The organism is Kitasatospora sp. NPDC032121 (genome assembly GCF_055580145.1).
In genome coordinates, this window is sequence record NZ_JBVILX010000010.1 from 85,316 (window position 1) to 100,376 (window position 15,061).

At 73.3% G+C, this 15,061-nt stretch carries 14 protein-coding genes and 1 riboswitch; of the genes, 12 read left to right on the forward strand and 2 right to left on the reverse strand.

Features of this window, described 5'->3' with window-relative positions; all coding sequences use genetic code 11:
- Nucleotides 1-34: 34 nt before the first annotated feature.
- On the reverse strand, nt 35-1,492 hold the full coding sequence (locus ACZ5OX_RS24090) for a glycine hydroxymethyltransferase (RefSeq protein WP_465632831.1): 1,458 nt from the start codon (nt 1,490-1,492) through the stop codon (nt 35-37).
- A 20-nt stretch (nt 1,493-1,512) separates the two neighbouring features.
- A riboswitch (ZMP/ZTP riboswitch) is annotated at nt 1,513-1,609 on the reverse strand.
- Nucleotides 1,610-1,913: 304 nt separating this feature from the next.
- Here ACZ5OX_RS24090 and ACZ5OX_RS24095 point away from each other — a divergent pair.
- The 6 genes from ACZ5OX_RS24095 to ACZ5OX_RS24120 all read left to right on the forward strand — a co-directional run bounded on the left by ACZ5OX_RS24095 (nt 1,914) and on the right by ACZ5OX_RS24120 (nt 8,980).
- Nucleotides 1,914-2,927 carry an ABC transporter permease gene (locus ACZ5OX_RS24095; RefSeq protein WP_465632832.1) on the forward strand — a complete coding sequence of 338 codons (1,014 nt, stop codon included), beginning with the start codon at nt 1,914-1,916 and terminating at the stop codon, nt 2,925-2,927.
- A gap of 155 nt (nt 2,928-3,082) precedes the next feature.
- Nucleotides 3,083-4,843, forward strand: coding sequence for an ABC transporter substrate-binding protein (locus ACZ5OX_RS24100; RefSeq protein WP_465632834.1), 1,761 nt, complete (start codon nt 3,083-3,085; stop codon nt 4,841-4,843).
- A 185-nt stretch (nt 4,844-5,028) separates the two neighbouring features.
- On the forward strand, nt 5,029-6,021 hold the full coding sequence (locus tag ACZ5OX_RS24105; protein ID WP_465632836.1) for an ABC transporter permease: 993 nt from the start codon (nt 5,029-5,031) through the stop codon (nt 6,019-6,021).
- Nucleotides 6,022-6,035: 14 nt separating this feature from the next.
- Complete coding sequence (locus ACZ5OX_RS24110) at nt 6,036-7,826, forward strand: dipeptide ABC transporter ATP-binding protein (protein WP_465632838.1); 1,791 nt, start codon at nt 6,036-6,038, stop codon at nt 7,824-7,826.
- Nucleotides 7,827-7,889: 63 nt separating this feature from the next.
- On the forward strand, nt 7,890-8,303 hold the full coding sequence (locus tag ACZ5OX_RS24115; protein ID WP_402408488.1) for a cytidine deaminase family protein: 414 nt from the start codon (nt 7,890-7,892) through the stop codon (nt 8,301-8,303).
- Nucleotides 8,304-8,416: 113 nt separating this feature from the next.
- Entirely contained in the window at nt 8,417-8,980 is a 564-nt protein-coding gene (locus tag ACZ5OX_RS24120; RefSeq protein WP_392875545.1) for an EF-hand domain-containing protein, read from the forward strand.
- A gap of 96 nt (nt 8,981-9,076) precedes the next feature.
- Here the strand turns inward: ACZ5OX_RS24120 and ACZ5OX_RS24125 are convergent, their stop codons facing one another.
- Nucleotides 9,077-10,087, reverse strand: coding sequence for an EamA family transporter (locus ACZ5OX_RS24125; RefSeq protein WP_465632841.1), 1,011 nt, complete (start codon nt 10,085-10,087; stop codon nt 9,077-9,079).
- Nucleotides 10,088-10,339: 252 nt separating this feature from the next.
- On the opposite strand from ACZ5OX_RS24125, the gene ACZ5OX_RS24130 reads away from it, so the two are divergent.
- The 6 genes from ACZ5OX_RS24130 to ACZ5OX_RS24155 all read left to right on the forward strand — a co-directional run bounded on the left by ACZ5OX_RS24130 (nt 10,340) and on the right by ACZ5OX_RS24155 (nt 15,002).
- Nucleotides 10,340-10,771: a gamma-glutamylcyclotransferase family protein gene (locus ACZ5OX_RS24130; RefSeq protein WP_465632843.1), complete on the forward strand. Its 432-nt coding sequence runs from the start codon at nt 10,340-10,342 to the stop codon at nt 10,769-10,771.
- A gap of 197 nt (nt 10,772-10,968) precedes the next feature.
- Complete coding sequence (gene cbiE / locus ACZ5OX_RS24135) at nt 10,969-12,282, forward strand: precorrin-6y C5,15-methyltransferase (decarboxylating) subunit CbiE (RefSeq protein WP_465632844.1); 1,314 nt, start codon at nt 10,969-10,971, stop codon at nt 12,280-12,282.
- Nucleotides 12,279-13,040 (forward strand): precorrin-4 C(11)-methyltransferase, encoded by a 762-nt coding sequence (gene cobM / locus ACZ5OX_RS24140; RefSeq protein WP_465632845.1) that lies wholly within the window; start codon nt 12,279-12,281, stop codon nt 13,038-13,040. Before cbiE ends, cobM begins: the two co-directional genes overlap by 4 nt.
- Complete coding sequence (locus tag ACZ5OX_RS24145) at nt 13,040-13,792, forward strand: cobalt-precorrin-6A reductase (RefSeq protein WP_465632847.1); 753 nt, start codon at nt 13,040-13,042, stop codon at nt 13,790-13,792. The genes cobM and ACZ5OX_RS24145 overlap by 1 nt, the downstream gene beginning before the upstream one ends.
- 122 nt (nt 13,793-13,914) lie before the next feature.
- Nucleotides 13,915-14,418, forward strand: coding sequence for a DinB family protein (locus ACZ5OX_RS24150; protein WP_465632849.1), 504 nt, complete (start codon nt 13,915-13,917; stop codon nt 14,416-14,418).
- 77 nt (nt 14,419-14,495) lie between these two features.
- Nucleotides 14,496-15,002: a protein-tyrosine phosphatase family protein gene (locus ACZ5OX_RS24155; RefSeq protein WP_465632851.1), complete on the forward strand. Its 507-nt coding sequence runs from the start codon at nt 14,496-14,498 to the stop codon at nt 15,000-15,002.
- Nucleotides 15,003-15,061 lie beyond the last annotated feature (59 nt).

Sequence of the window (15,061 nt, forward strand, 5' to 3'; positions counted from 1 at the left end):
CTTCGGCAGGCCGGCCGCCGCCTGTCGTTCGCCGTCAGGCCAGGTCGACGCCCGGGTAGAGCGGGTACGGGGTGAGCAGGTCGGCGGCACGCTTGGCGGTGGCGTCGCGGAGGGCGGCGTCCAGGGTGTAGGCGGCCTTGGACGGGGAGCCCTTGGCGGTGGTGGTGGGGGTGGTGGCGGTCAGGACGGTGTGGATCAGGTCGGCGATCTCGTCCATCTCCGCGGTGCCGAGGCCGCGGGTGGTGAGGGCCGGGGTGCCGAGGCGGACGCCCGAGGTGTACCAGGCGCCGTTCGGGTCCTGCGGGACGGAGTTGCGGTTGGTGACGATGCCCGAGTCGAGCAGGGCCGCCTCGGCCTGGCGGCCGGTCAGGCCGTAGCCGGAGACGTCGGCGAGGACCAGGTGGTTGTCGGTGCCCCCGGTGACCAGCTTGCCGCCGCGGCGCAGCAGCCCCTCGGCCAGCGCCCGGGCGTTGGCGACGACGGCGCGGGCGTACGCCTGGAACTCGGGGCGGCGGGCCTCCGCGAGGGCGACCGCCTTGGCGGCCATGACGTGCGAGAGCGGGCCGCCGAGCACCAGCGGGCAGCCGCGGTCGACGTGCTCGGCCAGTTCGGACTGGCACAGCACCATGCCGCCGCGCGGTCCGCGCAGGGACTTGTGGGTGGTGGTGGTGACGATGTGGGCGTGCGGGACCGGGTCGTGGTCACCGGTCAGCACCTTGCCCGCGACCAGGCCGGCGAAGTGCGCCATGTCGACCATGAGGGTCGCGCCGACCTCGTCCGCGATCTCGCGCATCCTGCGGAAGTCCACCAGCCGCGGGTAGGCGGAGTAGCCGGCCACGATGATCAGCGGGCGGAACTCGCGGGCGGTCTCGCGCAGCGCGTCGTAGTCGATCAGGCCGGTGGCCGGGTCGGTGCCGTAGCTGCGCTGCTCGAACATCTTGCCCGAGATGTTGGGCCGGAAGCCGTGGGTGAGGTGGCCGCCGGTGTCCAGGGACATGCCGAGCATCCGCTGGTTGCCGAGCTCCTGGCGCAGTCGCGCCCAGTCCTCGTCGGTGAGGTCGTTGACGTTGCGCACCGCGGCGCGCTCCAGGGCCGGGCTCTCGACCCGCTGGGAGAGGACGGCCCAGAAGGCGGTGAGGTTGGCGTCGATGCCGGAGTGCGGCTGGACGTAGGCGTGGTCGGCGCCGAACAGCTCGCGGGCGTGCTCGGCGGCGATGCTCTCGACGGTGTCGACGTTGCGGCAGCCCGCGTAGAAGCGGCGGCCGACGGTTCCCTCGGCGTACTTGTCGCTGAGCCAGTTGCCCATGGTGAGCAGGACGGCCGGGGAGGCGTAGTTCTCGCTGGCGATCAGCTTGAGCGAGTCGCGCTGGTCCGCGAGTTCCTGTCCGATGGCGGCGGCGATCCGCGGTTCGACGCCGGCGACCACGTCGAGGGCGCTGCGGAAGGCGGTGTCGGCCGCGGCGGAGGCGGTGGTGTGGGGCTGCTGGGCCATGGCGGTCTCCTGGTGGGGATTGCGGGGGCCCAGGCGCTCGGCAACTTCACGTGAGGGTTCACGGGGCCGCTTCCCGATGGTTGATTCCATCCCTACGCGCCAGTTGCGGCCCACCGGGATCGTATCAACCTCCGAGGGACTGTGGCGGAGGTCTCAGAATGCGGAACGGGCAGTCCGTTTTGTCCTGCTTCATCCGTTCTATTGCAACGCCGGTGTTTCGGTGAAATGAAGCCGCCACATTTCCCGAAACAGTTCCGCAGGAATGGCTCGAACGAGTCCCGGAGGTGATTTGCGGAACCTCGGACGCATCCGATCAAATGTCGCCCGAACGGCTTTCGGGAAACCTCCGAGGGCCGCACCGGAAATGCACACCAGCGCACCCTCACCCATGGGGCGGCGGAGAATTCGGGGGTTACGCCTCATGGCAGTGGTCGACACCGGCCCAAGCACCGGCCCAAGCACCGGCGCGGGCACCACCCCGGCCACGGCTGCAGGCCCTGCGCCCGCAGCCCCCGGGCCGCTCCGCCGGATCCTGCGGGACCGGGTCGGCGCCGCCGCCCTGGCGGTGGTGGTGCTGTTCCTGCTGCTCGCCCTCGGCGCCCCGCTGGTCGCGGCGCTGTACGGGAAGAACCCGGTCGACCACTACGGCCAGAACGTTCCCGGCCTGCTCAGCGACGGTGGCCTGCCGATGCTGCCGAACGGCGGCATCTCCGGGGACTTCTGGTTCGGCCTGGAACCCGGTCTCGGCCGGGACGTGTTCACCCAGCTGCTGTACGGCATCCGCACCTCGCTGCTGATCGCCTTCGCGGCCGCCGCGGTGACCACCACACTGGGGGTGCTCGCCGGTGTCGCGGTGGGCTACCTCGGCGGGGTCACGGACCGGCTGTTCGGATTCCTCGCCAATGTGCTGCTGGCCTTTCCCACGCTGCTCCTGCTGCTCGCGCTCAGCCCGGTGATCCAGTCCCGGCTGGTCGACCCGGGCAGCGCGGAACCGGAGTGGATGCAGTTCCTGGTACTGGTCCTGGTTTTCTCGGCGTTCGGCTGGATTCCGCTCGCGCTTTCCCTGCGGGCCACCGTCCGCTCGCTCCGGGAAAGGGATTTCGTGCAGTCCGCGCGGGCCCAGGGTGCGAGCCGGTTCCATGTCGTCGTCCACGAACTGCTGCCGAATGTCCGCTCGCAGCTGCTGGTGCACGCCACCATGGCGGTCCCGACGTTCGTCGCGTCCGAGGCCGCGCTGTCCTTCCTCGGCGTCGGCGTCACCGAGCCGATCCCGGACTGGGGGCGGATGATCGCGCGCGGCTCCGAGGTCTTCCGGGCCGACCCCACCTACATGGTGTTCCCCGGGGTGGCGCTGCTGCTGTTCGTCATCGCCTTCAACCTGCTCGGCGACGCCGTCCGGGACGCGCTGGACCCGCGCATCGGCGGCGCCCGCTGAAGGCTCTCACCGGGCGCCGCCCGCTGAAGCCCCTCGTCCGCTCCCTTCCGTCCCCCCTTCCGTTCCCCCCTTTCGATCCCCTCTTCCATTCGCCCCTCTTTCGTTCAACCCGAGCCCGTCCCGGCACGATCCGCCGGGACAAGGAGAGATTCGCCATGCGCTGGACCAGACCGTCCCTCGCCGTCGTCGCCACCGTCCTGCTGGCGACCTCCTGCTCGGCCGGCGCGGGCAGCACCGCGGGATCCGGCGGTGCCGCCGGGGCCTCCGCCAAGGAGACCTCCCCGCTGACCGCCGTGCTCGGCAGCGAGCAGGAGAGCGCCGGCCCGGCCCCGGCCGTCCCCGGCGCCCGCGCCGGCGGCACGGTGAACGTGTACAACAGCGTCGAGTTCCGCCACCTCGACCCGCAGAAGGTCTACGCGGGCGCCACCTACAACGCCTCGCTGCTCTGGGGCCGCCAGCTGACCCAGTACCAGGTCGTGGACGGCAAGGCCAAGCTGGTCGGCGACCTGGCCACCGACACCGGCACCCCGACCGACGGCGGGCGCACCTGGACGTACCGGCTCAAGGCGGGCGTCGCCTGGGAGGACGGTCAGCCGATCACCGCCGGGGACGTCAAGTACGGCATCGAGCGCACCTTCGGCAAGGGCTACGAGGTCGGCCCGCCGTACTGGCCGCAGTGGCTCACCGGCGAGGCGAGCTACGAGGCGGCGCGCGCCAAGTACGCGGGCCCGCAGGCCGGCGACCTGGACGCGATCGAGACGCCGGACGAGCGCACCATCGTCTTCCACTTCCTGCAGCCGCAGGCCGACGTGCCGTACATGGCCGCACAGTCCTCCTCCTCGCCGGTGCGCCGGGACAAGGACACCGGGACGGACTACGACCGCCTGCCGTTCGCGACCGGCCCGTACCGGATCGTCGAGCACGTCCAGAACACCCGCATGGTGCTGGAGCGCAACCCCGCCTGGAAGCCCGAGACCGACCCGATCCGCAGCCAGTACCCGGAGAAGTTCGTCTTCACGTACGGCAAGGAGGCGCTCAACCTCAACCAGGAGATCCTCTCCGGCCGGGACGGCGGCGCCAACGCCACCACCGCCTCCGACACCCTCTCCGCCGAGCTGTACCAGACCACCGACACCGATCCGAAGGCCAGGGAACTGGTCGTCTCCGGCCGGCAGGGCGCCTTCGTCACCCAGCTGATGATCAACAACGAGCGGGTGCCGGACGTCGAGGTCCGCAAGGCGCTGCACCTGGCCTACCCGCGCCAGCAGGCCCGTCAGGTACAGGGCGGCGCCCGCACCGGCGAGCTGGCCACCACGCTCAGCTCGCCCGCGCTGATCGACTACCAGAAGTACGACCTCTACCCGGCCAGGCCCGAGGGCGACCCGGAGGCCGCGAAGGCCGCGCTCGCCAAGGCCAAGCAGGCGCCCGGCAGCCTGACCTACGCGTACCGGAACACCCCGACCGGGCAGCGCGTCGCGCAGGTGCTGGTCGAGGGCTTCGGCAGGGCCGGGATCACCGTCGTGCCCAAGCCGGTCGACCCCAAGGCCTTCCTGGACGAGGTGCACCGCGCCGACTCCCCGTACGACCTGTTCGAGGAGACCAGCTCGGTCGACTGGCCGACCCCGTCCACCCTCGTCCCGTTCTCCTTCGACGGCCGGGCCGGCAGCGACATCAACTCCGCGCGCTACCGCAACCCGGAGGTCGACAAGGAGATCGACCGGATCAACCAGATCGGCGAGCCGCGTGCCAAGGCCAAGGAGCTGTACGCGCTGGAGCAGACCGTGATGAAGGACGTGCCGGTGCTGCCGTTCGCCTACCCGACCGTCAACCAGCTGCGCGGCAGCAACGTCGGCGGGGCGTTCGTCCACCCGATCTACGGGACGGTCTCGCTGGCCTGGCTGTACCTGAAGTCCTGACGGCCGGGGCCCGCTCCCGCCCCGGGTTCCTCGGTGGAACGGGCGCGGGCCCCTTCGTCCTCGCTTCTTCGCCCTTCTTCGCTCTTCTTCGCCCTTCTTCGCTTCTTCCACCTTCTTCCGCCCGTCCCCTTCTTCCGCCCGTCCCCCTCTAACGCCTCCCCCGTCACGTCGACCCCGGATCGGCCATGCTCTCCTTCGTCCTGCGGCGGACCGCCCAGGCCCTCACGGTCCTGGTCGCGGTCTCCGCCGCCGCCTTCGCCCTCTTCTACGCCGCGCCCGCCGACCCGGCCCGCGCCGCCTGCGGCCCGCGCTGCGACAGCGGGCAGGTCGCGGCGGTCCGCCAGAGCATGGGCCTGGACCAGCCGCTGCTCACCCAGTACACCGACTACCTGGTCGGGGTCGTCGCCGGGCGGGACATCGGCGACGTGGACGGCTCGACCATCCACTGCGACGCCCCGTGCCTCGGCTACTCCTACCGACTGCACCAGCCGGTCACCGAGGCGCTGGCCGACCACCTGCCCGTCACCCTCTCGCTGACCGCCGGGGCGCTCGCCGTCCTGCTGGTGTTCGGCCTCGGCACCGGGTTCGTCTCCGCGCTGCGGCACGGGCGGCGGACCGACCGGCTGCTGTCGGGCTTCACCCTGGTCGGCGCGAGCGTGCAGATCTACTTCCTCGGGTACGTCGCGCAGTGGCTGCTGGTGTACTCCACCGGGCTGCTGCCGCTGCCCTCCTACACCGCGCCGGCCGACGACCCGGCCGCCTGGGCGGGCGGGATGCTGCTCCCCTGGCTCGTCCTCGGCTTCGTCAACTCGGCCGTGTTCGCCCGGCTCTCGCGCTCGCAGCTGCTGGAGACGATGAACGAGGAGTACGTCCGCACGGCCCGCGGCAAGGGCCTGGGACGGCTGCGCGCCCACCTCAAGTACACCTCGCGCGGCGCCGCGGGGCCGCTGGTGCAGCTGATCGGGCTGGAGGCCGGGGCGCTGCTCGGCGGGGCCGTGATCACCGAGACGGTGTTCGGGCTGAACGGGGTCGGGCGGTTCGCCGCGGAGGCCGTCGGCGGGCAGGACCTGCCCGCCGTGGTCGGCGCGGTGCTGCTGGCCGCCTGCTTCATGGTGCTGTTCGTCGCGCTGGCCGACCTCGCGGTCGCCTGGCTCGACCCGCGTGTCCGGCTGAGCTGATGGGGAGTCCGTCGATGAGATCCACTGTTCCGGGAGACGGCGTGAAGACCGCCTCGGCGAAGGCCGTTGAGGGACGAGCCGCCTCCGCGAAGGCCGTTGAGGGGCCGGCCGCCGTGGCGAGGGCCGCCGGGGCGAAGACCGCCGGGGCGACGGGCGTCGAGCCCGTGCTGAGCGTCCGCGATCTGACCGTCGCCTTCGCCGACCCGCGCGGCGGCGCGCCGGTGACCGCCGTCCGGGGCCTGTCGTTCGACCTCGCGCCGGGTGAGGTCCTGGGCCTGGTGGGCGAGTCGGGCTCCGGCAAGTCGACCGTCGGGCTCGCCGTCCTCGGCCTGCACGACCCGCGCACCACCACCGTCACCGGCTCGATCCGGCTGGGCGGGCAGGAGGTGGTCGGCGCCGAGGAGTCCGCGCTGCGCGGGGTGCGGGGCGGGACGGCCGCACTGGTCTTCCAGGACGCGCTCACCTCGCTCAGCCCCTTCCACGGTGTGGGCGCCCAGCTCGCCGAGATGTACCGGCTGCACCACCCGGGCGCGGGCCGGGCCGAGGCTGGCCGACGGGCGGGCGAGATGCTCGCCCGGGTGGGCATCCCGGCGGCCAGGTCCCGCGACTTCCCGCACCAGTTCTCCGGTGGCATGCGCCAGCGCGTGATGATCGCGATGGCCCTGATGAACGACCCCCGGCTGATCATCGCGGACGAGCCGACCACCGCCCTGGACGCCCGCGTCCAGCGGCAGGTTCTGGACCTGCTCGGCGAGTTGCAGCGCGAGCACGGGACGGCGGTGCTGCTGGTCAGCCATGACCTGGGCGTGGTCGCCGGGACGACGGACCGCACGCTGGTGCTGCGCGGCGGGGTCGGGATCGAGTCCGCGCCGACCGCCGAGCTGCTGTCCGCACCGCGCGAGCCGTACACCCGGGCACTGGTGGGCGCGGCGCTCCGGCTGGACTCGGTACCGGGCACCGCCCTGCCGACGGTCGACGAGCCGGCGCCGTCCCGGACGTTCCGGCCGCGGACCGTCCGGCGTCCCGAGCGCTGGCTGGTCGAGGTGGAGGACCTGTCCGTGCACTTCCCGGGGCGCCGGCGCTTCCCCGGCCTGCGGGCCGAACCGGTCCGGGCGGTCGAGGGGGTCGGCCTGCGGATCGCCCCCGGCGAGACGCTCGGGCTGGTCGGCGAGTCCGGCTCCGGCAAGTCCACCACCTCACGGGTCCTGGCCGGGCTGCAACGGCCCACCGGCGGACAGGTGTCGTACGACGGGCAGGACGTCACCCGGCCGGACCGGGAGCTGCGCAAGCGGCTCAGCCGGGAGATCCAGCTGGTCTTCCAGGACCCGTACTCCTCGCTCAACCCGCGCCGGACCATCGCCCGGACCCTGGACACCCCGCTGCGCCTGCACACCTCGCTGAGCCCGGCCGAACGGCGGGAGCGCTCCGCCGAGTTGCTGGAGCAGGTCGGGCTGGAGGCCCGGCACCTGGACCGCTACCCGCACGAGTTCTCCGGCGGACAGCGCCAGCGGATCGGCATCGCCCGGGCGCTCGCCCCGCAGCCGCGCCTGATCATCGCCGACGAGCCGGTCTCCGCGCTCGACGTGTCGGTACAGGCCCAGGTGCTCAACCTGCTGATGGAGCTGCGCGAACGGCTCGGCGTCGCCTTCCTGTTCGTCTCCCACGACCTCGCGGTGGTACGGCACTTCTGCGACCGGGTGGCGGTGATGCACCGGGGCCGGCTGGTCGAGTCCACCGACCGGGACCGGTTGTTCGAGGCGCCGCACACCGAGTACACGCGGGAGCTGCTGGCGGCGGTGCACTGAGATGATCGAGGCCCGTCGGACGGGACCGGACCCGTCGGACGCGATCGGAGAGGTGCAGCGACGATGTCCACCACCAGCGACCGGACGACCGTGGACGAGGAACTCGTGGAGGCGGCCCTGGAGGTCGCACGACGGTACGCGCGGGGCGACAACCACACCGTGGCGGCCGCGGGCCGCAATGCCGACGGGCGGATCGTCACCGCGCTGAACGCCTACCACTTCACCGGCGGGCCGTGTGCCGAGCTGGTGCTCATCGGCGCGGCGGCCGGCCAGGGGGCGTACGAGCTCACCACCGTGGTGGCCGTGGGCGACCGGGAACGCGGGGTGATCCCGCCGTGCGGGCGGTGCCGGCAGGTGCTGCTTGACTACTTCCCCGAGGTGGGGGTCATCGTCGGGCGGGGGCCGGAGCTGCGCACCGTGCCGGTGTCGGCCCTGCTGCCGGGGGCGTACGTCTGGGCCGACCACCAGGAGGAGTGAACGGAAGGTCGTGCACCCTTCGTTCGGCTGCGCCGCTCCGGCTCGAGGCGCTAGCGTGCAGGCGGTGTGACGTAGGAGACCCGGGCAAGGAATCACCAACCGAGGGGGCACATTTGTCGGACGACCTGCTCATCGCAAAGATCAACCACGGCTTCGATCACCTCGACGCCGACGGCGACGGCCTGCTCACCGAGCGGGACCACGTCCTGATGGGCCTCTCGGTGGCCCGCTCGCTCGGCCACCAGGAGGGTTCCGAGGCGGAGGCCGTGATAGTGCGCGCCTACCTGACGACCTGGCACGACCTGCACCTCGCCCGGCTGCCCGCCGGCACCGAGGCGATCACCCGCCAGCAGTTCGTCGCCTCGACCGGCTCGCTCGCCGACGACCCGGAGGCCGCGCAGGACATCCTCGGCGCACTCGCTCGCGCCTTCCTCGCCGTCGCCGACGCCGACCGCAGCGGGACGGTGGACGCCGGCGAGTTCTTCGTCTTCCAGCGCGGCCACTTCGCCGGCCTCTCCCGCGACGACGCCGACGAGGCCTTCCGCCACCTCGACACCGACGGCGACGGCGTGCTCTCCGCAGCCGAGTTCACCAACGCGATCATCGAGTTCTGGACCAGCCGCGACCCGGACGCGCCCGGCAACTGGTGGACGGGCAGGGCGCCGCACTCCTTCTGAGCCGAACGTCGGGCGGCACGCCAGGGGGATCGTCCCGGTCGGAAGGCCGGGACGGCCGGTTCGGCCGGGATGGCCGGGATGGCCGGGATGGCCGGTTCAGCCGGCCTGACGTTCCCGGCGGGGCTGACGTTCCCGGCGGGCCGGACTCCCGGCGCTCGACGAGCGGCCCGGACGCCGCCGGCTGACGCTCACCACCAGGCAGACGCCCGCCACCACGATCGCGCCGCCCGCGAGGGTCGGGCCGGTCAGCGGCTCGGCCAGGATCAGCCAGCCCAGCAGCACCGCGACCACCGGGTTCACGTACGCGTAGGTGGCCACCAGGGTCAGCGGCGCGGCGCGCAGCAGCCAGGCGTACGCGGTGAAGGCGAGCAGCGAGCCGAACAGCACCAGGTAGGCGAGGGCCAGCCAGGACCGGCCGGAGATCGCCCCGAGGTCCAGCCCGTGCTGCTCACCGCGGCCCAGTCCGACCAGCAGGTTGCCGAGACCGCCGGCCAGCATCTGGAAGGCGCTCGCGGCGAGCACGTTGCCGGGCATGGGGATCTTCTTGCTCACGAAGGAGCCGGTCGCCCAGAGCAGGGTGGCGCCGATGATCAGGATCACGCCGCCCGGCTCGATCGACCCGCCGATCGCGGGGGCCGACAGGACGCCGAGGCCGACCAGTCCGAGCAGCACCCCGGCCAGCTCGGCGGGCCTCGGGCGCTCTCCGCCGAACGCCGTCAGCACCACCATCCACAGCGGGACCGCGGCTACCAGCAGGGCGGCCAGACCGGAGGGGACGGAGGTCTCGCCCAGGACCACCATGCCGTTGCCGCCGGTCAGCAGCAGCAGGCCGACCAGGGCGGAGGAGGCCAGCTGTCGCCGGGTCACCTTCAGACCGGCCGGGCCCTGGCGCACCAGGAGGTAGCCGGCCAGCAACAGGCCGGCGGTGAGGAAGCGGGCGCTGGCGGAGAGGAAGGAGGGCATCGTCTCCACGGCGACCCGGATCGCCAGGTAGGTCGAGCCCCAGACGACGTAGACCACGAGGAGGGCGAGCCAGACCGCGCCGCCGAGACGGGCGGCGGGGCCGGCGTCGGTGGGCGGGGTGGGGGTCGGGGCTGCCTTGGTCATGGCCTTGCTCTTCGCTTCGGTGGCGGTGGCGGTGGCGGCAGGGATGCCGGGGGTGTCGGGGGTGTCGGGGGCTGGGCCGGGGGTAGCGGCCGGTTGGGAGGGTGAAGCGGGCGATGTCATGCGTGTCCCCCTTGGACGGTGCTGGCCGAACATCCGACATGAGAGCGCATGGACGGCCCGGCGCGCCAGTCGGTATCAGAAGTCGGACCGCAGGACGTACCGTGGGCGCTCCCCGACGAGGAGGTCGAACCCGTGTCCGCATCCGAGGAGGCCCTGCCGTTCTTCGTGTACGGCACTCTGCGCAGCGGCGGCCGCAATCATGCCGTCCACCTGGCCGGACGGTACGCCGAGATCCGGCCGGCGGTACTGGAGGGCGCCGCGCTGCACGACGGCCCCGGCTTCCCGTACGCGGTTGCGGATCCGGCGCCCGGGCGCCGGATCCTCGGCGAGCTCGTCACCGTACGCCCGGGCGCGTACGCCGGAGCCCTGGAGGCGCTGGACCGGCTGGAGGACTGCCGGGCGGACGGGACCGGGCTGTATGTGCGGCGCCGGCTGACGGTGCGGACGGCGACGGGCGAGCCGCGCGAGGCCTGGGTCTACCTCGCCGGACCGAGGGCCGAGGCGCGGCTGCGGGAGCAGCCGGCGCTGATCGAGTCGGGGGACTGGGAGGCGGGTGACAGATGACAGCGAACAGAGTTTGAAATCTGTTCGCTGTCATCTGAAATCTGAAATCTGTCGCCTGTCACTTGTCGGTCGTCGGCCGTCGGTTGCCGCCTGTCGGTTGTCATCCGCCACCGAACCTCCCACAGACCGCCAGGTAGGCTGCCCCGGCCAGTGAGTTTTCCTGCTCATCGGCCCATCGAACGACGAGGAGCCACCCGGTGCCCGAGCTGCCACCCCCGATCACCGTCGTCGGGATCGGGGCCGACGGCTGGCCCGGCCTCGCGGTCGGCTCCCGGGCCGCGCTCCGGGAGGCCGAGGTCGTCGTCGGCGGGCCCCGCCAACTGGACCTGCTCCCCCGCGACGAGGTCACCGCCGAACGCGTCCCCTGGCCGTCCCCGCTGCGCCCCGCCGTCCCCGGGCTGGTCGCCGCCCACGCCGGCCGCCGCATCGCCGTGCTGGCCAGCGGCGACCCGATGTTCTACGGCATCGGCCGCACCCTCGCCGAGACCGTCGGCGCCGAGCGCCTGCGCGTCCTGCCGCACCCCTCCTCCGTCACCTACGCCTGCGCCCGGCTCGGCTGGCCGCTGGAGGCCACCGAGGTCGTCAGCCTGGTCGGCCGACCGCTGGACTCCCTCGCCCTCGCCCTCCACCCCTGCCGCCGCCTGCTGGTGCTCAGCGCCGACGCCGCCACTCCGGCCGCCGTCGCGGAACTGCTCACCACCCGCGGCTACGGCACCGCCCGCCTGCGGGTGCTCGAACAGCTCGGCGCCCCCGCCGAACGCCACCTGGACGGCCCCGCCGACGGCTGGCCGCACCCGCCCGGCGACCCGCTGAACGTCATCGCCGTCGACCTCGGCGACGGCCCCCGCACCTCCGTCGTCCCCGGCCTGCCCGACACCGCGTACGAGAGCGACGGCCAGCTCACCAAGCGGCACGTCCGCGCCGCGACCCTCGCCACGCTGGCCCCGTCCCCCGGCGAACTGCTCTGGGACGTCGGCGGCGGCTCGGGCTCGATCGCGATCGAGTGGCTGCGCGCCCACCGCGACTGCCAGGCCGTCAGCATCGAGCGCGCCCCGGTGCGGGCCGCGCGGATCGCCCGCAACGCCGCCGCGCTCGGGGCGCCCCGGCTCCGTGTGGTGACCGGCCCCGCTCCCGCCGCGCTCGCCGAACTCCCCACCCCCGACGCCGTGTTCATCGGCGGCGGCCTCACCGCGCCCGGCCTGCTGGACGCCTGCTGGTCGGCGTTGCGCCCCGGCGGCCGGATCGTCGCCAACACCGTGACGCTGGAGTCCGAGGCGCTGCTGACCGAGTGGTACCGGCGCCACGGCGGGGAGCTCGTCAAACTCGCCGTCGCCCACGCCGTCCCCGTGGGCGGTTTCACCGGGTGGCGCCAGGCCATGCCGGTCACCCAGTGGTCGGCCGTCAAGCCCGACACCGCCAAGCCCGACACCGCCGAAGCCGACACCGCCGACCCAGACACCGCCGAACCCGACGCCGCCGTGTTCAACACCCCTCAGGAGAACGCCTCGTGACCGTCCACTTCATCGGAGCAGGCCCGGGCGCGGCCGACCTGATCACCCTGCGCGGCCAGCGCATCCTGGCCCGCGCCGAGGTCTGCCTGTACGCGGGCAGCCTGGTCCCGCGCGAGTTGCTGGAGGAGTGCCCGCCCGGCGCCCGCCTGATCGACACCGCGCAGCTCAACCTGGACCAGATCACCGCCGAACTGGTCGCCGCCCACGAGGCCGGCCAGGACGTGGCCCGGCTGCACTCCGGCGACCCGTCCGTGTTCTCCGCCGTCGCCGAGCAGATGCGCCGTCTGGACGCGGCCGGCGTGCCGTACGAGGTGGTCCCCGGCGTGCCCGCCTTCGCCGCCGCCGCGGCAGCGCTGAAGCGGGAGTTGACCGTCCCGACCGTCGGCCAGACCGTCATCCTCACCCGGATCGCCAAGCGCGCCACCCCGATGCCCGAGGGCGAGGACCTCGCCACCCTCGGTCGCAGCGGCGCCCTGCTGGTGCTGCACCTGGCCGCCTCGTACGTGGACGACGTGGTCGAGCAGCTGCTCCCGCACTACGGCGCCGACTGCCCGGCCGCCGTGGTCGCGATGGCCAGCCGCCCCGACGAGCTGGTGCTGCGCGGTACCGTCGGGGACATCGCCGAGCAGGTCAAGGCGGCGGGCGTGGTCCGCACCGCCGTCATCATCGTCGGCCGCACGCTGGCCGCCGAGCAGTTCCGCGACAGCCACCTCTACTCGGCGGACCGCGAGCGCCCGCACGAGCCCTGCGGCGCCTGATGCGGCACGTCCTGATCCTCGGCGGGACCACCGAAGGGCGGACGCTGGCCGCCGAACTCGCCCCGACCGCGCCCGCCCCGACCGCACTCCGGGTCACCAGCTCGCTGGCCGGCCGGGTCGCCCGGCCCCGGCTGCCCGCCGGGGAGGTGCGGATCGGCGGCTTCGGCGGGCCGGAGGGACTGGCGGACTGGCTGCGCACGGAACGCGTGGACGCGGTGGTGGACGCCACCCACCCGTTCGCCGCCGGAATCTCGCGGAACGCCGCCCTCGCGGCCGCCGCCACCGGCGTCCCCCTGCTGGTGCTGCGCCGCCCTGGCTTCACCCGGGTCGACGGCGACCGCTGGCTCCCCGCCCCCTCCCTCGCCGCGGCGGCCGAACTGCTGCCCCGGCGCGGCGAACGGGTCTTCCTCACCATCGGCCGGCAGGGCGTCGCCGCCTTCGCCCACCTGGACGGGGTCCACTTCCTCGCCCGGTCGGTGGACCCGCCCGAGCCTCCGCTGCCGCCCTCGTGCGAAGTCCTGTTGGACCGCGGGCCGTTCACGATCGAGGGCGAGGAGGCGCTGCTGCGGGGGCGCGGCATCGACGTCCTGGTCACCAAGGACAGCGGCGGCGCCGCGACCGCTCCCAAGCTGACCGCCGCCCGCGGGCTCGGCCTGCCCGTCATCATCGTGGAGCGCCCTCCGGTGCCGGACGGCGTCCCGGTCACACCCGACGTCCCGGGCGCGCTGCACTGGCTGGAGCAACTGCGGTAGCGAGCCAGGCCGTTGACACTCCCACCAGGCCGCCAGGACCGGGCCGGGCCGGGCCGGGCCGGGCCGGGCCGGGCCGCGGATAATGCGGGGCGGGCCCGTCGGATGGCGGGCAGGATGGCACGATGACCGATGATCAGCGCACCCAGACTCCCCGCACCGCCGACGAACGCACCACTCTGGCAGGCTTCCTGGACTACCAGCGCGCCACTCTCGCGATGAAGTGCGAGGGCCTCACCGCGGAGCAGCTCCGCGCCCGCGTGCTGGAGCCGTCCGGGCTCTCCCTGCTCGGGCTGGTCCGCCACCTCGCCGAGGTGGAGCGCAGCTGGTTCCGCAACGTCCTCGACGACGAAGGCGTGCCCGGTTTCTGGAAGCACCCGGACGGATCCTTCGCCGAGTTCGACGCCGACACCGCCGACCCCGACGAGGCCTTCGCGATCTGGCGCCGTGAGTGCGACCACGCCAGGGAACTCGTCGCCGCCGCGGAGTCGTTGGAGGTTCTGGGCCGCTACGGCAAAGAGGTCTTCTCGCTCCGCTGGATCCTCACCCACATGATCGAGGAGTACGCCCGCCACAACGGCCACGCCGACCTCCTCCGCGAACACCTCGACGGCACCACCGGCGAGTAGCACCGGAGGGCGCCGGAGAGCGCCGAACGGCGCCGAGGAGCGTCGATCGGCACCTGAGAGCAAGGAACGAGCAGGCAGTGCGCACCCGCCAGAAGGAACGCGAGACTCCCGGGCCGCCAGAGCCCTGGAACGAGATCGTCCCCGGGCTCTGGATGGGCGGGCACTACTACACCCCGCCCGGCGGCGAGCTGGAACTCGCGATCGTGCGGGCGGAGTTCGACCTGGTGGTCAGCCTGTTCGCGCTCCCCGGGCACGGCCCGGCGCCGGGGGTGGAGCACGTCGTCCGGGAGGTGCCCGACGGCCCGCTCTCCCCCGGTCAGCTGCTCGCCGTCCAGGAGGCGGCCGAGCTCACCGCGTCCGCCGTCCGCCGGGGCCGGCGCACGCTGGTGCGCTGCCACTCCGGGTACAACCGCTCGGGCCTGGTGGTGGCGCAGGCACTGGTCGGCCTCGGGTACGAGTGCGGCGAGGCGGTCCGGCTGGTCCGGGAGCGACGCTCGCCCTGGGCACTGAACAACCCGGTGTTCGTGGACTACCTGAACACCGGGTTGGAGGTCGCCGTGCTGCTGACCGGCCTCGACGGGTGAGGCCGGTCAGTGGCACGTCGGCCAGTCAGTGGCACGTCGGCCAGTCAGTGGCACGTCGG